Source organism: Collinsella sp. AF08-23, assembly GCF_003479805.1.
Lineage (GTDB): Bacteria > Actinomycetota > Coriobacteriia > Coriobacteriales > Coriobacteriaceae > Collinsella.
Window position 1 is genome coordinate 1 of record NZ_QUHV01000018.1, and the last position, 21,062, is coordinate 21,062.

17 protein-coding genes and 1 riboswitch are annotated in these 21,062 nt (G+C 61.7%); of the genes, 12 read left to right on the forward strand and 5 right to left on the reverse strand.

Going from position 1 to position 21,062, the window contains the following annotated elements; all coding sequences use genetic code 11:
* Window positions 1-48: 48 nt before the first annotated feature.
* The gene (locus DWV48_RS08730; RefSeq protein ID WP_118654412.1) at window positions 49-603 is read right to left on the reverse strand and encodes an NADPH-dependent FMN reductase; all 555 of its coding nucleotides are present in this window, start codon (window positions 601-603) and stop codon (window positions 49-51) included.
* 347 nt (window positions 604-950) lie between these two features.
* Between DWV48_RS08730 and DWV48_RS08735 the strand changes: the two genes are divergently transcribed.
* From DWV48_RS08735 to DWV48_RS08780, 10 genes are all read left to right on the forward strand, one after another.
* Window positions 951-1,883: a type I phosphomannose isomerase catalytic subunit gene (locus DWV48_RS08735; protein ID WP_118654413.1), complete on the forward strand. Its 933-nt coding sequence runs from the start codon at window positions 951-953 to the stop codon at window positions 1,881-1,883.
* A 226-nt stretch (window positions 1,884-2,109) separates the two neighbouring features.
* A riboswitch (TPP riboswitch) is annotated at window positions 2,110-2,296 on the forward strand.
* A gap of 73 nt (window positions 2,297-2,369) precedes the next feature.
* Entirely contained in the window at window positions 2,370-2,678 is a 309-nt protein-coding gene (locus DWV48_RS08740; RefSeq protein WP_118654414.1) for a thiamine-binding protein, read from the forward strand.
* 154 nt (window positions 2,679-2,832) lie between these two features.
* Window positions 2,833-3,585 carry an ABC transporter permease gene (locus DWV48_RS08745; protein WP_118654429.1) on the forward strand — a complete coding sequence of 251 codons (753 nt, stop codon included), beginning with the start codon at window positions 2,833-2,835 and terminating at the stop codon, window positions 3,583-3,585.
* Between the two features lie 148 nt (window positions 3,586-3,733).
* Window positions 3,734-4,786: an ABC transporter substrate-binding protein gene (locus tag DWV48_RS08750; RefSeq protein WP_118654415.1), complete on the forward strand. Its 1,053-nt coding sequence runs from the start codon at window positions 3,734-3,736 to the stop codon at window positions 4,784-4,786.
* A gap of 205 nt (window positions 4,787-4,991) precedes the next feature.
* Window positions 4,992-5,723 (forward strand): ABC transporter ATP-binding protein, encoded by a 732-nt coding sequence (locus DWV48_RS08755; protein ID WP_233546251.1) that lies wholly within the window; start codon window positions 4,992-4,994, stop codon window positions 5,721-5,723.
* Between the two features lie 410 nt (window positions 5,724-6,133).
* The gene (locus DWV48_RS08760) at window positions 6,134-6,367 is read left to right on the forward strand and encodes a FeoA family protein (RefSeq protein WP_118654417.1); all 234 of its coding nucleotides are present in this window, start codon (window positions 6,134-6,136) and stop codon (window positions 6,365-6,367) included.
* A 148-nt stretch (window positions 6,368-6,515) separates the two neighbouring features.
* Window positions 6,516-6,737: a FeoA family protein gene (locus tag DWV48_RS08765; protein WP_118654418.1), complete on the forward strand. Its 222-nt coding sequence runs from the start codon at window positions 6,516-6,518 to the stop codon at window positions 6,735-6,737.
* Between the two features lie 185 nt (window positions 6,738-6,922).
* A complete protein-coding gene (gene feoB, locus DWV48_RS08770) occupies window positions 6,923-9,163 on the forward strand; it encodes a ferrous iron transport protein B (RefSeq protein ID WP_118654419.1) in 2,241 nt (746 codons plus the stop codon).
* Between the two features lie 316 nt (window positions 9,164-9,479).
* A complete protein-coding gene (locus DWV48_RS08775) occupies window positions 9,480-9,701 on the forward strand; it encodes a hypothetical protein (protein WP_118654420.1) in 222 nt (73 codons plus the stop codon).
* 63 nt (window positions 9,702-9,764) lie between these two features.
* A complete protein-coding gene (locus tag DWV48_RS08780) occupies window positions 9,765-11,693 on the forward strand; it encodes a fructose-1,6-bisphosphatase (RefSeq protein ID WP_118654421.1) in 1,929 nt (642 codons plus the stop codon).
* 48 nt (window positions 11,694-11,741) lie between these two features.
* Here DWV48_RS08780 and DWV48_RS08785 read toward each other — a convergent pair whose 3' ends face one another.
* Window positions 11,742-11,951, reverse strand: coding sequence for a helix-turn-helix domain-containing protein (locus DWV48_RS08785; RefSeq protein WP_118654430.1), 210 nt, complete (start codon window positions 11,949-11,951; stop codon window positions 11,742-11,744).
* A 499-nt stretch (window positions 11,952-12,450) separates the two neighbouring features.
* On the opposite strand from DWV48_RS08785, the gene DWV48_RS08790 reads away from it, so the two are divergent.
* A complete protein-coding gene (locus DWV48_RS08790; RefSeq protein ID WP_118654422.1) occupies window positions 12,451-15,483 on the forward strand; it encodes a BTAD domain-containing putative transcriptional regulator in 3,033 nt (1,010 codons plus the stop codon).
* Window positions 15,484-15,573: 90 nt separating this feature from the next.
* On the opposite strand, the gene yhbY is transcribed toward DWV48_RS08790, so the two are convergent.
* Window positions 15,574-15,873 carry a ribosome assembly RNA-binding protein YhbY gene (gene yhbY, locus DWV48_RS08795; RefSeq protein ID WP_118654423.1) on the reverse strand — a complete coding sequence of 100 codons (300 nt, stop codon included), beginning with the start codon at window positions 15,871-15,873 and terminating at the stop codon, window positions 15,574-15,576.
* A gap of 292 nt (window positions 15,874-16,165) precedes the next feature.
* Here yhbY and DWV48_RS08800 point away from each other — a divergent pair, with 292 nt between their 5' ends.
* Window positions 16,166-17,530, forward strand: coding sequence for a PFL family protein (locus tag DWV48_RS08800; protein WP_118654424.1), 1,365 nt, complete (start codon window positions 16,166-16,168; stop codon window positions 17,528-17,530).
* Window positions 17,531-17,800: 270 nt separating this feature from the next.
* Here DWV48_RS08800 and DWV48_RS08805 read toward each other — a convergent pair whose 3' ends face one another.
* Window positions 17,801-20,245 carry a homocysteine S-methyltransferase family protein gene (locus DWV48_RS08805; RefSeq protein ID WP_118654425.1) on the reverse strand — a complete coding sequence of 815 codons (2,445 nt, stop codon included), beginning with the start codon at window positions 20,243-20,245 and terminating at the stop codon, window positions 17,801-17,803.
* A gap of 31 nt (window positions 20,246-20,276) precedes the next feature.
* A complete protein-coding gene (locus tag DWV48_RS08810) occupies window positions 20,277-21,062 on the reverse strand; it encodes a vitamin B12 dependent-methionine synthase activation domain-containing protein (RefSeq protein ID WP_233546252.1) in 786 nt (261 codons plus the stop codon).

A 21,062-nucleotide genomic window follows, 5' to 3' on the forward strand; every position in this document is an offset into this window, starting at 1 on the left:
CCAGTTAGATGGCCGCGCGGCGCCCCCGTAAAACGCGCTTTTGTTGCATTAGCGCTCGAGCGCTGCCAGGTAGTCGTCCACGGCCGCCCCAAGGGCACCGAGAGTCCCTGGTTCCGGCGTCAGGACATCGCTGCTCCACTCTTCGGGCGTGAGGGAGATTCCCAGACTCGGCCCGCCGATGATTTGAACACCCATGGCGCTGAACAGCCGTTCTAGATCCTTGCGCATGCCGGCGGTGGCGTTTCGTCCGCCAACGCCGCTGATGGCAGCGCGCTTGCCCTTGATGGCGGACGGGCTGGTGCGGTCATGCTCGTCGAGGGGGCGCGAGAGCCAGTCGAGGAGGTTCTTGAGCCCTCCCGGAATCTGGTAGTTGTATTCGGGCGAGAAGAACCACAGGCCGTCGGCGGCGAGTACGGCGTCGCGAACGCGTTGCACCGCCTCCGGGGCTGGCCACTCGATGTCCTGGTTCATGAGGGGCACATCGCCCCAATCGAGGAAAGTGACCTCGGCGCGATCGCCGATAATGCGTTCGATCTCACGTGCGAGTTGATGGTTAAACGACTGCTTGCGCAGCGAACCGACGATCATGAGGATACGGGGCATGCGAGCTCCTTTCGGATGGTGGGCGCCTTCGCGCGCCCGTATTCACATGGTTCCCGCAGGGCATCAATCAATACCTACCGAATAGGTATACATAAAACGTACGCGAGAGAAGCGTGGGTTCATCATGATGGGGGTGCCTGGCCTACGGGACCCTATCGGCCGCGTGCGCCCCATCGCTTCGCGCGATTCCGCCATCCTGTGACGCTGGGGGGGGTGCGTGCGGAGGCCCCGCGGCGCTGTGCCGTCGATTCTCTCAGCGTACGTAGTGGGGCGTGAGTACAATAGAGGTCGGATCGGGCGTGCGTGCCTTCGATCCGAATGTCGATTCGCAGGAGAGGATGTAGGCGATGGATTCGATCATCAAGCTCGTGCCCGATTTCAAGGGCAAGATCTGGGGCGGACGCCGCATGGCGAGCGATTTTGGGTATGACATCCCGGATGGCCCCGTGGGCGAGTGCTGGGCCATCTCCGCGCATCCCAACGGCGATGACGTCATCGCCACGGGCGAGTCCGCCGGCAAGACCCTCTCCTGGCTGTGGGCCAACCACCGCGAGCTGTTCGGCAACTGCGAGGGCGACGTGTTTCCGCTGCTCGTGAAGATCATCGACGCCGCCGCCGACCTGTCCATCCAGGTGCATCCCGACGACGCGTACGCCGGCGAGCACGAGAATGGCAGCCTCGGCAAGAAGGAGTGCTGGTACGTCCTGTCCGCCGACGAAGGCGGCACCATCGTCGTCGGTCAGAACGCGCGCTCGCGCGAGGAGTTCGCCCAGATGGTCGAAGAGGGCCGCTGGGATGAGCTGCTCAACGTGATTCCGATCCACGCCGGCGACTTCTTCCAGATCGACCCCGGTTGCGTGCACGCCATCAAGGGCGGCACGGTGATCCTCGAGACGCAGCAGTCGAGCGACGTGACCTACCGCGTGTACGACTACGATCGCCCTGGCGACGACGGCAAACTGCGTCCTCTGCACCTCGAGCAGTCCCTCGACGTCATCGACTACGCCATGGATGCGCCCGAGTCCGGCGAGATCACCGCGCCCGAGGTCGACGGCGTAACGGTGCTCGTGTCCAACGACTGCTACACCGTAGAGCGCCTGCACGTCGACGGTGAGCTGAAGTTCGCGACGCCCTTCCCCTTCACCTGCGTGAGCGTCATCGAGGGCGACGGCTCGATCAATGGCGAGCCAGTCGTCAAGGGTAGTCACCTGCTGGCACTTTCCGCCTGCGATGAGCTGGTGCTCACGGGCGACATGACGATCATCACCTCGCATCTATAGCGTTTTCATCACGCCGCGGCGCATCGTCGCCATTTCTGCCCGAAAGGGCTCCCGGGTTTCCGAGGTCTTTCCTGTCTTCAATCGAATGCGGCCTTCGGTCGCGAAATCGTCTCGATTTCGTAGCTGAAGGCCACTCTCGGCACGAGCCGGCGAGATATGCGAGCGAGGGCGGTCTTCAATTGCGCGTCCTGGCTGTCCCTCAGCGCCTTGTTGTCCTATACTCACCTGTGTACCAACGGGGAGCTGGCGGAGGCCGGCTGAGAGGAAGCCCGTGGGAGCGGATGCGCTCGCCCGTCAATCGCGGGGTGCCGCGCGTCCATCGGCGATATGCAGCGTCGTCGCCTTTCCCGCACCGCTTCGACCCACAACCTGATCCGGGTAATGCCGGCGTAGGGATTGAGCAGCCTTGCTCCGAGTGAACAGATGCGAGCGGGCCCCTACGGAGATGAGGGGCCCGCTTTTTTGTGACCCCGGAAAGGAAGGCCTATGGAGGCAAGCGTCGCGATCCAGGTCCTGCCCCAGCGCGTGGGCGGCAACGACGAGGTGTGTCGCATCGTCGACGAGGCAATCGCCTACATTCAGACCAAGTTCCCCGACGCATATGTGGGACCCTTTGAGACCACCATTCAGGGCGACTACGACCTGTGCATGGAGGTCGTCGCGGGCGTGAACCGCATCTGCGTCGAGGCGGGCGCGCCCGAGGTCGCCACCTACGTCAAGATTTTCTTCGCACCCGAGGAGGGCGTCCTCACCACCGAGGAGAAGATTTCCAAGTACCACGAGAACGATGCGTAAGGACGCGGGCACATCGAGCACCAAGGCGTGCGGGGGTACCGACGTTCGCGATGGCTCCGCATCACCGGCGACACGAAGTGCGGATATGAACAAGGTTCATGTCGCTGATGGTGCGCATCTGGAATGCAAGGCGGGGTCCCGGACGCGGTCTGCGATGCTCACGAAGCTTGTGGCACCGTTGACCATCGTTGCGCTGCTTGGGCTGTGGCAGCTCGCATGCTCGACAGGCCTGGTGCCTCCGTTCATGCTGCCGAGTCCGGTGCGCGTGGTGCGGGCGCTCGTAGATGACTGGCCCTTGCTCGCGGGTCACGCCGCGACCTCGCTTGCCGAGGCGGGCATGGGCTTGGCCACCGGCGTCGCGCTCGGCTTTGTCGCCGCGCTTGCGATGGATCGCTTCGATCTGCTGTACCGCGCGTTCTACCCCATTGTGGTGCTCACTCAGACCATCCCGACCGTCGCCATCGCACCGCTGTTGGTGCTGTGGTTTGGCTACGGGATGTTGCCCAAGGTGGTGCTCATCGTGGTCGCCACGTTCTTTCCCATCACGGTGGGATTGCTGGAGGGGTTGCGCTCCGTCGACCCGGACGAGATCGACCTCATGCGTGCCATGGGCGCCTCGCGCCTGCAGATCCTGCACCACGTCAAGCTGCCCGCCGCCCTGCCGCAGCTCTTTAGCGGCCTCAAGATCTCGGCGGCGTATGCCATCGTGGGCGCCGTGATTGCCGAGTGGCTCGGCGGTTTTTCGGGTCTGGGCGTGTACATGACGCGGGTGCGCAAGGCGTATTCGTTCGACAAGATGTTCGCGGTGATCTTTTTGATTTCCGGTCTGAGCTTGGCGCTCATGTGGATAGTGGATGCGCTTCGCCGCGCGCTCATGCCCTGGGAGCGCCAGTCGCGTGAGCCGTAAGGGACCCGCCGCCGTGGCGTGTCTGCCGTCGTGGACGAGAGGGGTAGAAATGTCGATAATACCCCTCGTTTTGAAGCGATTTTTCGTCATTCCTACCCATTTGCTGATCGACACCATATCGCAATGATTTTTCAGAAAGAGGTTTTCCATGTTTACAGATGAAAACAGCCTGATTGTTTCACGCAGGGCGGCGTTGGGCGCCGGTGCTGCGGCTCTAGGCACTGCCGGCGTTTTGGCGCTTGCGGGCTGCGGCGGTGGTAGCTCCCAAGGATCCGGTTCCTCGTCGGGAGAGGGCTCCGGCCTTCGCAAGGTGACCTTTGCCCTGGACTGGACGCCCAACACGAACCACACGGGCGTGTACGTTGCCGCGGAGCGCGGCTACTACAAAGAGGCGGGCCTCGAGGTCGAGATCGTGCAGGCCCCCGAGAACGGTGCCGATGCGCTCGTGGCCGCAGGCGACGCCGAGTTTGGTGTGAGCTTCCAGGACACCATGGCAGCCTACGTTTCCGGCGATGACAAGCTGCCGGTGACGGCCATCGCCGCGATCATCCAGCACAACACCTCGGGCATCATCAGCATGAAGGACAAGGGCATCACGAGCCCCGCCAAGATGGCGGGTCACACGTATGCCACGTGGGAGATGCCCATCGAGCAGGGCGTGATCGAGCGCTGCGTCGAGACGGACGGCGGAGATTTCAGCCAGGTCGAGATGATTCCCTCCACGGTGACCGACGAGGTCACCGCGCTTTCCACCGATCAGGTTGACTCGATTTGGATTTACTGGGCCTGGGCGGGCGAGAAGTGCAAGCTCGCGGGCCTCGATACCAACTACTTCGCCTTCGCCGACATCGACTCGGTATTCGATTACTACACGCCGGTGATCATTGCCAACGATGATGTCATCAAGCAGGATGCAGATATGGTGCAGGCCTTTGTCGATGCGACCCGCCGTGGGTACGAGGACTGCATCGCCGATCCCGAGGGTGCGGCCGAGATCCTGCTGAAGGCTGCTCCGGAGCTTGAGAAGGAGTTGGTCGTTGCGAGCCAGACGTACCTGGCCGAGCAGTATCAGGCCGATGCAGAGGCTTGGGGCGTGATTGACCAGGACCGCTGGGATGCGTTCTTCGAGTGGGTGGGCGACCAGGGCTTCGCCGATGCGATTGAGCCTGGTGCCGGCATGACAGACCAGTTCTTGTCGTAGCGCGGCGGTATCGGCGGATGCTTGCATTTCGATAGGGCATGAGATCAAAGAGCGGCTTTTGGGGAAGGTTTACTGGTATTCGTTACCTGCGGTTTCTTCTGCAAACGATGCAGGATACTCGAAAAACAGCGAAAAACTGCCCCCCAAAGCCGCGCTTTGCTCAGAGGGAGTGAATTTTAAAGTGGCGCACTTGGAAATACAGGGGGTGTCAAAGGGTTTCGACGGTGTCGATATCCTTGAGGGCATCTCGATGACGGTCGAATCTGGGCAGATCGCCTGCCTACTCGGCCCTTCCGGGTGTGGCAAGACTACGCTGTTCAACGTGGTGGCAGGGCTTTCTTCTCCACAATCGGGGCGGGTCTTGCTCGATGGCGAGGACATCACGGGGAGCCCAGGGCACCTATCCTATATGCTGCAGAAAGACCTACTTCTGCAGCACAAGCGCATTATCGACAACGTTTCGCTGCCGTTGGTGCTGCGTGGTGTCCCTCGCGATGAGGCACGTGTCCAGGTCGCGGGACTCTTTGAGACGTTTGGGCTTGAAGGTACGCAGATGCGCTGGCCCAGTGAGCTCTCGGGCGGGATGCGCCAGCGTGCCGCCCTGCTACGCGCCTACCAGTATTCACGCGATTTCATGCTGCTCGACGAGCCGTTCTCGGCACTTGACGCCTTCACGAAGGCGGACATGCACACGTGGTTCCTCGACGTCGCCGAGCGCATGGGCACGACTTCTCTTATCGTGACGCACGACATCGATGAGGCGATCATGCTGGCAGATCACATTTACGTGATGCGCGGAAACCCCCAGGCGGGAGTGCCCACCACCATCGTGGGGGAGGAGCTCATCGCTTGTCCCCGCTCCGCCCGCGCCGAATTCGCCGTGAGCGAGACGTTCCTCGTCCATAAGCGCCGGATTATGGGACTGCTCGGTCGATAGCCCCCTCCTTTCCTCTCTTTTGTTCACGCTTGGCACATGATGTTGAGGTTTTTCGTACTGTTTTTGCATACTTCTGAGTAGCGATCGATTATGTCCCAACGCGACCTGCGGTTTTATCGACTCAAATGAGGGTGTACGTGCCAATTCGCAAAAGTAATACGAAAAACCTCAACTTCTGGCGAGAAGTGGCATGTGGGTCCGTTGTGCCGCGCCCGTCAACGCCCGCGAGAAGTGATTGCGTGTTATTCCGATGCAACCTGCAGCACTGGTGTGAAGTGACGCATGAGCAGTTGAACGCCTCAAAAGAGTGAGGTATTTCAAAAATGTAACAGATGGCAAACTTTCTAGTGCCAATGTGCTTCCGTTGTGTTAGTTTACTTAGGTGAACATTCCAATGGAGGTGCTTCGTCATGCAGAAGATTGGTCAGACTTTGCCGTTGTCGCTGGTACGAGCTGGTGAGACGGTCACTGTATGCCGGGTTCGCGGCAACGAGGACATGAAGCGCCACCTGCAGGAGATCGGCTTCGTCGATGGAGCCGAGGTGCATGTCGTCTCATCATCGGGGTCGAACATCATCGTCCTCGTTAAGGGGGCACGGTTTGGCATTGACGCCAAGGTTGCGCAGCACATCATGGCGGCCTAGCCGCGCGTGTGAGGCTTGCATCGTGCAACGGAGTCGGGCACACCGGTGCGTCTGTGCTCACCGGTACGCCCGAGACCTCTGTGCGTTCGATCGGTATGACGAGACCGCCTACGCCCGGGATGTTCAAGATCTGCAGAAAGGGGGAAGTATGAAAACGCTGGCAGAAGTAGAGGTGGGGGATAGTGCCACAGTGGTTAAGCTCCACGGCGACGGTGCCCTTCGCCGTCACCTTATGGACCTGGGGCTCATCAAGGGCACGCCGTTCAAGGTCGTGAAGGTCGCTCCGCTGGGCGATCCGGTGGAGATCACCGTGCGCGGCTATGAGCTGTCCATCCGCAAGGAGGAGGCCGCGATCGTTGAGGTCGCCTAATGCGCCAGATGCGCATGGTTCTATCGGTAGAGTTAGCTTTATCTAACAAGTGAGACGGAAGAGGAAGCGATTCCAGAAGGCACTTCGAGCCGCAGCTGAGCGGCACGCCGGAAAAACACCTCCGCCCTCGCTTAGGCGAACTCAGCAACGAATACGTTTCAAAGCCAAGAGAGAAGAAGGATCGCATGGCGAATCCAACACTGCATATCGCGCTTGCCGGCAACCCCAACTGCGGCAAGACCACTCTGTTCAACCTCATCACCGGTGCCAACGGGTACGTGGGCAACTGGCCGGGTGTCACGGTTGAGAAGAAGGAAGCACCCCTGTCCCGCGACAAGGGTGTGATCATCACCGACCTCCCCGGCATCTACTCGCTGTTCCCGTATAGCCCTGAGGAGCGTGTGAGCCGCGATTACCTTATGAGCGGCGAGCCCGACGCGGTCATCCAGGTGATTGACGCGACGAACCTTGAACGAAACCTGTATCTCGCGCTCCAGGTCATCGAGACGGGGCTTCCCGTGGTCGTGGCCCTCAATATGGCTGACCTCGTGGAGAAGAGCGGTGACCGGATCGATGTCTCCGCCCTCGAGAAGAGCCTGGGTTGCCCGGTCGTCATGATCTCCGCACTCAAGAACAGGGGGGTGGACGAGCTCATCGCCGCCGCCCGCAAGGCCGTCACGGCGAGATGCGGGACGTCGGAGGCCACCGCATGCCGACATGCCTTCGACGCCGCGATCGAGGGCGTTCTCGAGCGGATTGAGGCGCAGATTCCCGCGTCGGTCGAGGTTGGCAAGCGCCGCTACTACGCGGTCAAGTTGTTCGAGCGCGACGCCGAGATCTTGGCGGAGCTCTCCCTGCCGCAGGCGTCCGTCAAGCGGATCGAGGAGCTTGTGGCCGCGTGCGAGCGCGACTGCGACGATGACGCCGAGTCCATCATCACCGGCGAGCGCTACGCCGTGATCGCGCATATCGTGGATGCGTGCCTGCATCGCGCGCCGGCACGCATGAGTACTTCGGAGAAGATCGACCGCATCGTCACGAATCGCTGGCTCGGCCTGCCCATCTTCGCCCTGATCATGTTCGGCGTGTATTACCTGGCAATTTCCACGTTCGGCACCGCCATGACCGACTGGGTGAACGACAGCCTCTTCGGCGATGGTTGGGAGCTGCTCGGTGCCGCTATGCCGAGCGTGCCCGCCCTGTTCGAGGGCTGGCTCACGGCCGCCGGCGCATCCGACATGGTCATCTCCCTGGTTTGCGACGGCATCGTGGCCGGCGTGGGCGCCGTGCTCGGCTTCATCCCGCAGATGTTCGTCCTGTTCGTGCTCCTGTCCTTCCTCGAGGACTGCGGCTACATGGCTCGCGTCGCGTTCGTGATGGACCGCGTGTTCCGCCGTTTCGGCCTCTCGGGTAAGTCGTTCATCCCCATGCTGGTGTCCACCGGCTGTGGCGTGCCCGGCGTGCTCGCCACCAAGACGATCGAGAACGAGAAGGACCGCCGCATGACGGTCATGACCACGACGTTCATCCCGTGCGGCGCCAAGCTGCCCGTGATTGCGCTCGTCATGGGCGCGCTCATCGGCGACGCCGAGTCCACGTGGATCGCGCCGCTCTTCTACTTCCTCGGTGTTGTAGCGGTCATCGTCTCCGGCATCATGCTCAAGAAGACGCGTCTGTTCGCCGGTCGTCCCACGCCCTTCGTCATGGAGCTGCCGAGCTACCACATGCCGAGTGCGCGCAGCTGGGCTTTGCATGTGTGGGAGCGCGTGAGCGCCTACGTCAAGAAGGCCTTCACGATCATCTTCGCCTCCACCATCGTGGTGTGGTTCCTGTCCAACTTCGGCTTGTTCGACGGCGCCTTCGGCTACCTGCCCGCCATGGCGGGAATCCCCGAGGAGTTCACGGACCACTCACTGTTCGCCATGGTTGCGGGTGCGGTGAGCTGGATCTTCGCCCCGCTCGGCTTCGATACCTGGCAGGCCACGGCAATGTCCGTCACGGGTCTCGTTGCCAAGGAGAACGTCATGGCCACCGCCGCGTCGCTGCTGCACCTGACCGACGCCACCGAGACCGACCCGAGCCTGTGGTCCGCGTTCGCGGCGCTCTTCCCCAGCGCGGGCGCCATTGCCGCGTTCGGCGCGTTCAACCTGCTGTGCGCTCCGTGCTTTGCCGCCATGGGTACCATCCGTGCCCAGATGAACTCCGCAAAGTGGACCGCCATCGCACTCGGGTATGAGTGCGGCTTCGCCTGGGTGGTCGGCCTCATGATCAACCAGTTCTACCTAGCGGCGACCGGCGTGGTCGGCGTGTGGACCATCGTCGCCGTCGCATTCGCTGTGGCGATTGTGTTCCAGCTCGTGCGCCCCATGCCCTCGTATGCGTGGGATGACGCGGGCATAGGATGCGCCTGCGCCACAAAGGCTTAGCCCCTTTTTGGCAGCTGGGTCGAATGTGCAGCTATCCACCGTGATGGTTGGGATGCAATCCGGCTGCCTGTGCGGGCTCGCGGCTCGTTTCGACGCGGTGCTCGACGGACATGCTTGCATGCTCGGGCATCCGCTTGCCGCAAATACGGCGTTTTTGTAACGAGTTTTTTGACAGCTCGAGTAGACCCCTGTTTTTGCCAACAAAACCCCAGTTGGCAAGTGCGCAAAATGGGCCTGTACGTAGGAGCCTTCGGATTTCGTTACAAAAACGTCCGATTTCGGGCATGATGGGTTTGTCTTTAGAAAAAGGAGTTGTATGTCGGCTATCGACTTTGTGATTCTCACGTTGGTCGCGGTGGCGTTCATCGCGGTCGTGCGTCGTATTCGCAAAAAGGGGACGTGCGCTGATTGCGCGAGCGCGGGATCGTGCAGCGGGTCATGCTCCAGCTGCTCCTCGTCTGGGCACGCGGCTTGCCCCGCCTGCGAGGGCGTGGACCGCGTGGCCGAGAAGCTCGCTCGCAACGTCGACAAATCGTGAATCCGCGGCGTCCCGTGCTAAGCTGGGCGTGAACGCTCTGCCAGCCAGCGGGAAGGAATAACCGTGAATTCGTTCGGTCGGACCGACCAATCCCTCAAGTACTTGCGTCTTCTTTCCCAGCAATTCCCCACGCAGCAGTCCGTCTTCACTGAGATCATCAACCTGCAGGCAATCCTCAACCTGCCCAAGGGCACCGAGCATTTCATGAGCGACCTGCACGGCGAGTACGAGGCGTTCCTGCACATCCTGAACAACTGCTCGGGCGTGGTACGGGAGCACGTTGACGACATCTTCGGCGACACGCTCGCCGAGGAGGAGAAGGCGGACCTCTGCACGCTCATTTACTATCCGCACGAGAAGCTCGAGCTTGCGCACCATATGCACCTCGATTCGCCGAGCTGGTACAAGACCACGCTCGATCGGCTGCTGGTGGTGACGCGTTCGCTTTCCAGCCGATACACGCGCTCCAAGGTGCGCAAGGCTATTCCCCACGATTACGCCTACATCATCGACGAGCTGCTGCACACGCACCCGGACGAGAACAACTACCGCGTCCGCTATCACGAGCGCATCATCGATTCGATCTTCGAGACCGATGCGGGTGAGGACTTTATCTGCTCGCTTTCCGACCTGATCAAGCGCCTGGTTATCGATCATCTGCATCTGGTGGGCGACATCTTTGACCGCGGCGGCGGGGCCTCGAAGATCATGGACCGGCTTTCGAGCTACCACTCCTTCGACATCCAATGGGGTAACCACGACCTGCTATGGATGGGTGCCGCAGCGGGCCAGCCCGCCTGCATCGTCACGGTGCTGAGGAATAACCTGCGCTATGGGAACTACGAGATTCTCGAGAACGATTACGGCATCTCCCTGCGCGAGCTCGTCGCGTTCGCGGAGCGTACGTACCGTCCGGTTCCCGAGGGCGTGTCGGGATTGGCGACGACGCTCACGCCACTCATGAAGGCCGTGAACGTCCTGCTTTTCAAGCTCGAAGGCCAGATCATCATGCGTCATGCCTGCTTTGACATGCACGATCGGTTGCTGTTGGAGCGCATTGATTTGGAGGCGGGTGCGGTCCGACTGGCGGATGGTCGGGATTACGCGCTCGCGACGTGCGATTTCCCCACGTTCGACCCAGAGCGCCCCTATGAGTTGAGCGAGGACGAGCAGCACATTGTAGACCGCCTGGTGGCGGAGTTCACCACCGCGGATCACCTGCATCGCCACGTCAACATCTTGTACAGCCACGGATCCATGTATCTGGCGCATAATCGCAACCTGCTCTTCCACGGGTGCGTTCCCATGAACGAGGATGGAACGTTTTCGAGCATGAACTGCCTGGGCACGTGGCGGAGCGGTCGTGACTACCTGGACTTCTGCGATGAGATTGCCCGTCGCGCATGGCGTACGCACGACCAGGATGCCCTGGATTGGATGTGGTACCTGTGGATTGGCATGAAATCCCCTGCGAGCGGGCGCCTGGTCAAGACGTTCGAGCGCACGTATATCGATGACCCTTCCTGCTGGCAAGAACCCATGGATCCGTATTTTGAGCTGACGCGCGACGAGGGCGCCTGTGACGCCATCATGGCGGAGTTCGGCTTGGCATCCGGAACGGGACACATCATAAATGGGCATACGCCCGTGCACACCTCCGAGGGCGAGCAGCCCATCCGCGCGCACGGACGCCTCTTGGTGATCGATGGAGGGTTTTGCAGCGCATACCATCCTAAAACGGGGATTGCGGGGTACACCCTGATCTCGAGCTCGCGCGGGTGTCGCCTCAAGGCGCATCAGGCATTCGAGAGCGTTGAGGCGGTGCTCGCGCGTAACGCCGATATCGTGAGCGAGACCGATCGGTTCGATGTCGCCGAACGTCGTCGTATGGTGAGCGACACCGATACCGGCGTGCAAATTCGCGAACAGATCGCCGACCTGCGCGCCCTGCTTGAGGCGTATCGCACAGGTGTGTTGGAGGAACGCCTGTAGGCGACTTTCCCATCGGGATCGAAGCGGCTTTGTTGCACCAGGGTTTGGCTACCGGAGCAACTCCCAGGGTTCTTTGCCGAGGGCGAAGGCGAGTCGGTCGAGTGTCGAGAGCTTGAGGTTATCGCGTCCCTGTTCGATAAGGTCGAGCGTGACCCGGCTGATGCCGAGCTGCAAGCTGAAATCGACCTTTGACAGGCCGAGATCTTTGCGAATGGCGCAGATGTTCCTGCCCAGGGTATGTAGCGAGCTCTCATTCATGCTACGAGCATGCCCGCGCAAAAAAGCGAAACGTAAACTGCGCTTTACGTTTCGGCCTTTCGCATAGGGATTACAGAAGTGCGGCGAGGGGCGTCCCTTCCTGTCATTGCGCATCGAGTCGTCGCCGTTCATGGCGATGCGGGCTTTGCTGCATGCGGAGTTATCCACATGAGGGATACGCCGAGATGCTCCAACCTTACGGCGACCCGACAATAATCTGCCGTCTGTCCGCCTTCTTTCAACACTGACGGAATTGTAGGTATCTTCGAAAATGAATAGGGGGTACGTAAAGTGCGCCTACAGCGATATGAAATGCAGAAAGTATGCGCAAAGATAGAAATATAGCCACAATTCATGCAGAACGGGAGGTTGGCCTGGAATTGCGGAAAACCTGACACGCATCTGACGCAATGCCAAGCGATCAGACATATACCTGACGTTGTGCCATCGACGTTTCGTACCGTTGTAGACGAGCGGTATCGGAAAAAGGAGAGCGGATATGGCACAGGTAAAGACGTGCGATTTGGTCGAAACCGAGCAGAAGCCACCAGAGGGTGAGACGGGTGGAGCCCAAGAGGGGGTGTCAGTTCCAACGCTGAGGAGAGCCGTCCATCGTGCTCGCATCTTGAGGGACATTAAGCTGCGCGCGAACGAGGTCAGTGCGACCATTGTGATAGCGCCCGACGGGTTTGGAAAGACGACCCTGCTTTGCCAGCGCGTGGCGGAGGTCCAACGGGACTCCAGTCGCGGCGTCGCGCGCATGATCGATGCGGCGGGGATGGATGGCGAGGAGCTGTATGGGCTGCTGGGAGAGTTGGAGATGCATCTTGATGCCCGCTTGCGCCCGCTGGTTGCAATCGACAACCTTCCAACGCTCCACGGCGCGGCACTCGAAGGAGTTGCGGGAAGGATGCGCTCGCTTCATCGGAGGGGCTTCGAATTCTTGCTGGCGTGCCTTCCCGGCAATCGCGCATTTGCGAACGGTATGGGCGATGCCTATAAAGTCACGCCTCAGGCCCTCGTGGTCCGTCCGCGCGAATACTCGGATTGGACGCGGATGCTCGGAATCTCCGGAGAGCTCGACGTGTACGATTTGACCCAGGGGATACCCGCGCTCGTCGCGATGCTCGGCATTGTCGACGGTCGGCAGCTGAGCTTGGAGGCGTTTTCTCGCGCAGCCGCTGCGTTGTACCGGGGCGCGCTCGAGGAGATGCGTCGCGGAAGGGATTCCCTGTACCGAACGGCTTGCCTGCTCGTATTGACGGGCGCGGGATCGCTCCGCGACTTCGAGCGCATCGGCATGCGTGTGCGCGTGCAGAGCTGGTCGCGCATCGCGCGCGAATACCCGTTGTTCGGAGTGGATGTTGAGCAGGGGACGTATCGCTGTCTGGTGCAGGGAAGCAAGGCAATGGGCGAGCTGTGTCGTCAGATGACGCGTGCCCGCCCGCTTTTCGCGGTGCGTGCCATCAAGATCCTCATGGCGGCGGACAACGTCGACCGTGCCGTGCACATCGCGGGCATGCTCGAACATACCGAGGATGCACTGGGGGTCCTGACGGAGCACCCGACTTCGTTTGCGTTGAGCGGCAATGTGGCGTTCGTGCGCGACATGATGGAGTCGATGGGGGATGTCTCCGCGGCGTCGACGCCAGTGGGAGGCGTGCTGGCGCTGTATCTCTCGGCATTGATGAGCGGGGAATTTCGTCTCGCCCGTGCATTGGGCAGTGAGCTCAGGCGCAGGAGGAACGAGATCAAAGGGGAGGTTGCGCCGGAGTCATGGGCGCAAGCACGTGCCTTGTGCAACATGTGGCCGGATTGTAGGGGCATCGGCCTGCCCGAGATCGACGCCGCGTTCACGCAGGGGCATGCGACCGTCGCATCCCAAGATCTAGAGCTTCATGCCAGGATATATGCGGAGCTCATCGGTGGATCTGGGGACGTCACGCTCGAAAGTCACATACAGGGCTTTACTGAGCTGTCCGGCGAAGGAGTGTCCATTCCTCGGGTGCTGCTTGCGTGCGATCGTGCACTCGTCGATGCGATGTGTGGGGATATGGGCGATGTCCGAGCGATGGATGCGAACATGCAAAGGATGGCGACGAGGCTTTTGGAGCGCAAGGTAGCGCCCATCGCCACGCATATTCGCATGGTCGCCGCGACGTGCCGATTATTCTCCGGTCTTCCCGTTGCCGATGAGCGCGCGTTCATCGATGCCGGCACGCTTTCCGTTCGCACCTCGGATTTTGCGACGCAATTGTTCTGCCTGGTGGGAGAGGGTTGGCAGGCCCTTGTTCTCGGGCAATGCTCCAACGCCCTGTTTCGCGCACATCAGGTGCTCAAATTGGCAACTGAGGACCAGCGTGTGGTGATGGCATGGGCTCGCATGCTCGAATGCTGTGCGCATCTCGCCGACACGCCCCGTATGGCACTTGATGGCGAAGCGGACCTGCTTGATCTTGCAGAACCGGCGCAGACACCGGCCGAGGCTTGGACGGCTGCGTTGAGACTCGCTGCGGCCCATAGATCGTCGGAGCTCAGCGCATGGTGCTCGCTGAACAAGAAGATGCTGCTCACCAAGGGCTTCACCGCGTTCGCCCGTCAGGCGGTCGCCGTGCTGGGCGATAAGGTGGGGCTGATCACCCGGGTGCTCCCCGGCGATTATGCGATGGCCGCCGGAATGGATTCGGAGCCCGCGCCGCGGGAAGGCGAAGCGCCTTGGGAGGGCTCAGACGATGCGGATCTGCTGTTAGGCCAGGTGAATGTGAGGCTCTTTGGAGGATTCCAAGTTGAGCGCGGTGGCCATGTGGCGACCGACGCAATCTGGCGACGCAGGAGGGCGTGCATCATTGCCGCCCGCCTCGTCTTGGCTGCGGGGGCCTTTGTGGGGCGCAAGGAGATCGGAGAGGAGGTGTGGCCCGACAAAGACTATCTTCATGCGCGTGAGACGCTGTACGCCGGCCTTTCGTCGTTGCGGTCGGCTTTTGGCCAAAGTGACGATGGCCCCCAATATGTGCTGACGCAAGGCGAGGGGGTTGCCATCAACACGGAGTATGTGGTTTCGGATACGATGCGTTTCGATGCTCTTGCCAGGGACATTCTTCTCGGCCGCGCGAGGACGACGGGCAGGCAGCTCATCGAGGCGTGTTTGCGGCTGGATGAGCTTTATACCGGCCCCTTGTACGTCCCGAACTTTGGAGATACCTCATTCTATGTGCGGCAGCGGCGCCTGTACCAAACCAAGTTCGTGGACTGCATGATGCGCGGCGCGCATGTGGCACTGGAGCTGGATGATCTGCCTGTCGCCTCATGGCTTATCGATGCTGCTTTGCGCCAAGCCCCGCTGCGGGAGGACGTCATCCGTGCCGCGATGCACATATACGACAAGGGCGGGCGTCGTCGCGAGGTGGTCGAACTGTACAACAGCCACGTACATGTGCTGGAACAGGAGCTGCACTCCCTGCCCGAGAGGGAAACGCAAATGGCGTACGAGGCGATAATTCACGGTGATAGAGAGGTGGAACTCTTGGCTTAGCGTCACCAGGGTCCACTGCAGAGCGAACTCGTGCAAAAAGGGGCGGCCCGCTGGCCGCCCCTTGAGTTGATCGAGCAGGTAATCGAGTAATTAATCGAGTGTGATGTGCTCGATGTCCTTGCGGCTGCTGACGCGGTACAGGGCAAAGCGATGACCGATCACCTGGACGACTTCGGAGCCCGTGCGCTCGGCGAGTTGGTCGGCCGCCTCGCGGCAGGAGAGTAGGCTGCCATCTTGGACGGCGCACTTGATGAGCTCGTGCGCCTCGAGGGCCTCTTCGGCCTGCTTGGCGATCGCGTCGGTTACGTCGGCTTTACCGATGAGGACGACGGGGTTGAGGTGATGGGCGAGGGCGCGAAGCTGACGGACCTGCTTGCCGGTGAGTGCCATGTATCTACTCGCTTTCTGCGGGAGCGGTTTTTGCAGGTCAACGATACCGCACCCAGCCTCGTCCGACAAGCTGTTTGCATATGAAGACCACGTGGGTGAGCATTTAAAATACGATTTCGAGGCGAGCGAGAATACCCGACTACATGGTCCGCGTGTGCGGTTTTGATTTTGGCGCGCGGCAATCTCGTTGCTTCTTGTGTTTCCACTTGTTCCGGTGCGCAGGTGGGAAAGCGCGCGCGCTAAAATAGAGAGAACGCAAAACATGAACGTACGATCCGCAAAGGAGACCGCCATGTCCATTACGCCCCAGGAGATCGCCGAGACACGCGGTATGGTCTCAGAGCACAATTTGGACATTCGCACGATCACCATGGGCATATCGCTCATGGGCTGCGCCGACGAGAATCTGGATCGCATGTGCACCAAGGTGTACGACCACGTTACCCGCACGGCGGAGCATCTTGTCGAAACGGCAGAGAGCCTTGAGCGTGAGTACGGTATCCCCATCGTGAACAAGCGCGTTTCGGTGACCCCGGTCGCCCAGATCGCGTCGGCGTGCCCCGATGAAGATCTTGTGCCCCTCGCGTATGCCCTCGACCGCGCCGCCGAATCCCTTGGCATCGATTACCTCGGCGGTTATTCGGCGCTCGTCCACAAGGGCATCGGAAACGCCGATCGCCGTCTCATCAGCTGCATTCCGCGTGCGCTTGCTGAGACGAGCCGCGTGTGCTCCAGCGTGAACGTCGCCACCCTGCGCGCTGGCATCAATATGGATGCGGTGCTCATGGCGGCCCAGACGATCATCGATGCCGCCAAGCTCACCGCCGATCGCGAGTGCGTGGGCGCGTCCAAGTTCGTCTGCTTTGCCAATATGGTCGAGGACTCGCCCTTTATGGCGGGTGCCGTGCATGGTTCCGGCGAAGCTGACGCCGTCATCAACGTGGGCGTATCCGGCCCCGGCGTCATGGCAGCCGCCCTCGAGGAGCTGCCCGAGGACGCCGATATGATGCAGGTCGCGGAGCGCATCAAGCAGACCGCCTTTAAGATTACGCGCGCTGGCGAGCTCATGAGCCGCGAGGCCGCTCGCCGTCTGGGCGTCGACAAGGGCATCGTCGACCTCTCGCTTGCCCCCACACCCGCCATCGGCGACTCCGTTGCCCGCATCCTCGAGATCATCGGTGTCGGCCAGTGCGGAGGCCCCGGCACCACGGCGGCACTCGCACTGCTCAACGACTGCGTTAAGAAAGGCGGCGTTATGGCGAGCTCCTCGGTGGGTGGCCTGTCTGGTGCCTTCATCCCCGTCTCCGAGGACGCCGGCATGATCGAGGCAGCGGAGGCTGGTGCGCTCTCCCTCGAGAAGCTCGAGGCCATGACTTGCGTGTGCTCTGTGGGCCTCGATATGATCGCCGTTCCTGGCGACACCGATGTCGAGACCATCGCGGGCATCATCGCTGACGAGATGGCCATCGGCGTCATCAACAACAAGACCACCGCCGTCCGCATCATCCCCGCTATCGGAAAGGGCGTCGGCGAGTCGGTCGATTACGGCGGCCTGTTCGGTCGGGCTCCCATCATGCCGGTCAACAGCCATGCCGGCACGGTGTTCGCCCATCGCGGCGGCCGTTTCCCGGCACCCATGAATTCGCTCAAGAACTAGCGAAGCGTCGAGGTAATCTCGGTTGATGCGCAGGTGAAGTCTAGCGCGGACGGGGTCTTAGGACCGGCCCGTCCGCGCTTTTGTCCGCTTAGGTCGATTGCGGCGTTGATTCGACAAAGATGTTGAGGTTTTTCGTATTCATTTCGGGTTTTGTCGAGTAGCAGCCCCAAATCCCCAACATGTACCTGCGTGTTTGTTGGGAAAAACCGAGCTCTACTTGGCAAAACCGGAAAACGATACGAAAAACCTCAACTTCCAAGCTGGATGGCGTTAACCGAAGACTTTTGCGGCGATGCGTGCGGACTCCGCGGCGTCTTTGGCATAGAAATCGGCGCCGATCTGCTCTGCATATTCGGGCGTGAGCACGGCTCCGCCCACCATGACGAGCGTTCCTGGGGCCTCGCGGTGCAACAGGTCGATGGTTTTCGCCATATTGGGGACGGTCGTGGTCATCAGTGCGGACAGGCCCACGAGCTTAATGTCGTGTTCGCGCACCGCATCGAGCACGGCCTGCGGCTTTACGTCGCGTCCGAGGTCGATCACCGTGTATCCGTAGTTGTCGAGCAGCATTTTGACGATGTTCTTGCCGATGTCATGGATATCGCCCTCAACGGTGGCCACGCAGATCGTTCCCTTGTCGAGCTCCTTACTGGCGGGCATCTGCTCCCGTATGACGTCAAAGCCCGCACGCGCCGCTTCCGCCGAGGCCATGAGCTGCGGCAAGAACAGCTCTCCTCGATCGAAGCGCGTCCCAACTTCGTCAAGGGCGGGGATAAGGTGAGCATCGATGAGGTCGAGCGGGGAGAGAGTGTTCAGCAGTTCGCGTGTGAGCTCGGCCGTCTCGCGTTTGCGTCCGGTGAGCACGAAATGGCCGATTGACCGCTCGGAGTTCGGGGAAGGCGCGCTCGGCGCATTCCCATCGACGCGTGTGGAGGCGGTAGCGTCCGGCAAACGGATGGCCTTGTCGTCGGACTTCGCGTATGGATCGCGCCATCCCGCGTAGCGCTCGATGTAATCGCGTGCGCCGGCATCCTCGCCATTGAGGACGCGGAAGGTGCGCACGGCGTCCATGTAGCGATCCGAGCCGGGGTTGAGGATCGGGGTGTCCAGTCCGGCTCCGAGGGCGGCGGCGAGGAACGCGCCGTTGAGCAGGGGCCGCTGCGGCAGTCCAAAGCTGACGTTCGACACGCCGAGCGTGCACTTGACCCCCAGGCGTTCCTTGACCATCGAGATGGCACGGAGCGTCTCGAGCGCTTGACGCTGATCGGTCGAGACGGTCATGGCGAGGCAGTCGATGAGGAGGCGCGAGCGCGGGATGCCGTGTCGCTCGGCTTCCCCCACGATGCGCGCGGCGATTTCGAACCGCTGCTCGGCGGTGGTGGGGATGCCCGCCTCGTCAAGCGTAAGACCGATGACGTTGGCTCCGTATCGCGCGGCGATGGGCAAAATCTCGTCCAGGACCTCTTGCTTGCCGTTGACGGAATTGATGATCGGCTTGCCGGGGTACCGCCGGACGGCGGCCTCGAGCGCGGCGGGGACGGTGGAGTCGAACTGGAGCGGCAGTGTGACGGCCCCCGAGAGGCGTTCACCGGCGACTTGTAAGGCATCGACCTCGTCGATATCGGGGAGTCCCACGTTGACGTCGAGGATATCGGCCCCCTGCTCCTGCTGCGCGATGCCCTCGCTTACGAGATAGTCGAAATCTCGAGTGCGGAGCGCCTCCTTGAGCCGCTTCTTGCCCGTGGGATTGATACGTTCGCCGATGACGGCGATGGCTCGGCTTTCGGTGGGAAGCGAGATGAGTGCTTGGGCGCTCGTGACGGTGAACGCCTGGGGCACCTCTCGCTTGCGCGGGGTGCGCCCCCGCAGCACATCGGCGATGAGGGCGATGTGACGGGGATCGGTGCCACAGCATCCTCCGAGAATACCAACGCCGTCGTCCACCATGCCACGAACTGCCGCGGCGTACTCCTCGGGCCCGATGTCAAAGACGGTGCAGTCGTGTTCGACATGGGGAAGACCCGCATTCGCCTGGACAATCAGCGGCTTTTCCGTGACGGCGAGCATGCGCTGGGCAAGTGCGCGCAGCTCGTGCGGCCCTTGGGAGCAGTTGATGCCCAGCGCGTCGACCCCAAGGGCATCGAGGGTGACGGCGGCGACTTCTGGGGAGGTGCCCAGGAACGTACGGCCATCTGCCTCAAAGGTCATCGTCACGAAGATGGGAAGCCCGGTGTTTTCGCGGCAGGCAAGGATGGCGGCCTTGACCTCGAGTACGTCGGTCATCGTCTCGATGATGAAGAGGTCGGCGCCGGCGTCCGAAGCAGCTCGAGCCTGCTCGGCGAATGCGTCGTATGCCTCATCGAAGCTGAGCGTGCCCAAAGGGCGCAAGAGCGCGCCGAGCGGACCGATATCGGCGGCGACCAGGTGAGCGCCGGCAGCACGAGCGCACGAAACGGCGGCAGCGTAGACCTCGTCGACCGTGGCACGGCCATCGAGCTTCAATCGGTTCGCCCCAAAGGTGTTGGTGGTGATGACATCGCTGCCTGCCTCGACGTACGCGCGATGGATGGCCTCGATGTGCTCGGGGTTCGTGAGGCAGAGCAGTTCGGGAAGTTCTCCGGCAGCTAGTCCGGCGGCTTGGAGCATGGTTCCCATGCCGCCGTCGAATAGCAGGTGACAGTCTCCGCTGATGGCTTTGTGCAGCAAGGTGTCCATGAGTCTCCTTGTCGTTGGATGGTCTTTCATCCTAACAGGTGGTGCCGCGTTTGCGCATGGAGCAGGAGGCGCGCATGCGGCAGATGGCGCATCGCGCCGGCGCATCGGCGGCACGGGGCGGCCCCTCAAAAACGCCGATCATGGCGCTTACGGATTTACTGGGCACCATGAGGTTGGTGGGTGTGACGGTGAGCCCGATGCGTCGGGTGGCGTCAAGGGATGCGAGGAGCCGCCCCTGCGCCTCGAGCGGGCAATCGCCATATCCGCACGAGAAGCGCCAGTTGCATGAAAGGCCGGCGGCGGATGCCGCGTCCTGCACCATGGAGTCGAGATGTCCGACGGCGGACTCGATGAGCGCGGAGGACGCTGCATCGTAGATTGCGGCATCCAACGGGCTTTGTGCGCCGAGCGCGCGCAGGCGCCGCTCGTTGTCCATGCCGAGCGTGCATGCGAGCACCGTGCACCAGCGTGCGTCCTTGAGGTGGCGGTAGATGTCACGCCCCCTGAGGGTTGCGACCGTTCCCGTGAGGCGAATACACGCCTTCCCCTCGTCGTCAAGGGTGGAGGCGTCTACGGGAAACGTCGCGAAGACGCCTCGCGCCCGTCCATGGGCTTCGACGTCGCGTGCGACCCGCTCGATCCTGCACGCCAGGTCGTCTTCGATGTTCTGTCCCGTATGCCCCAGATATCGCAGCATTTCATTGCGGTCAATCGCGAGGGGATCCTCCGTGCCTCCAAGCGTGACGACGCGCGGCCCCGCAAGCGCGCCGGGGAGCTCGCGCATGTTCGACGACGTGGCCTCGGTTTGCGTATCCAC

Bases quoted from the DNA above. Each gene is read 5' to 3' on its own strand.
- DWV48_RS08730 (WP_118654412.1), bottom strand. From the start codon at position 603: ATGCCCCGTATCCTCATGATCGTCGGTTCGCTGCGCAAGCAGTCGTTT.
- DWV48_RS08735 (WP_118654413.1), top strand. From the start codon at position 951: ATGGATTCGATCATCAAGCTCGTGCCCGATTTCAAGGGCAAGATCTGG.
- DWV48_RS08740 (WP_118654414.1), top strand. From the start codon at position 2,370: ATGGAGGCAAGCGTCGCGATCCAGGTCCTGCCCCAGCGCGTGGGCGGC.
- DWV48_RS08745 (WP_118654429.1), top strand. From the start codon at position 2,833: ATGCTCACGAAGCTTGTGGCACCGTTGACCATCGTTGCGCTGCTTGGG.
- DWV48_RS08750 (WP_118654415.1), top strand. From the start codon at position 3,734: ATGTTTACAGATGAAAACAGCCTGATTGTTTCACGCAGGGCGGCGTTG.
- DWV48_RS08760 (WP_118654417.1), top strand. From the start codon at position 6,134: ATGCAGAAGATTGGTCAGACTTTGCCGTTGTCGCTGGTACGAGCTGGT.
- DWV48_RS08765 (WP_118654418.1), top strand. From the start codon at position 6,516: ATGAAAACGCTGGCAGAAGTAGAGGTGGGGGATAGTGCCACAGTGGTT.
- feoB (WP_118654419.1), top strand. From the start codon at position 6,923: ATGGCGAATCCAACACTGCATATCGCGCTTGCCGGCAACCCCAACTGC.
- DWV48_RS08775 (WP_118654420.1), top strand. From the start codon at position 9,480: ATGTCGGCTATCGACTTTGTGATTCTCACGTTGGTCGCGGTGGCGTTC.
- DWV48_RS08785 (WP_118654430.1), bottom strand. From the start codon at position 11,951: ATGAATGAGAGCTCGCTACATACCCTGGGCAGGAACATCTGCGCCATT.
- DWV48_RS08790 (WP_118654422.1), top strand. From the start codon at position 12,451: ATGGCACAGGTAAAGACGTGCGATTTGGTCGAAACCGAGCAGAAGCCA.
- yhbY (WP_118654423.1), bottom strand. From the start codon at position 15,873: ATGGCACTCACCGGCAAGCAGGTCCGTCAGCTTCGCGCCCTCGCCCAT.
- DWV48_RS08800 (WP_118654424.1), top strand. From the start codon at position 16,166: ATGTCCATTACGCCCCAGGAGATCGCCGAGACACGCGGTATGGTCTCA.
- DWV48_RS08805 (WP_118654425.1), bottom strand. From the start codon at position 20,245: ATGGACACCTTGCTGCACAAAGCCATCAGCGGAGACTGTCACCTGCTA.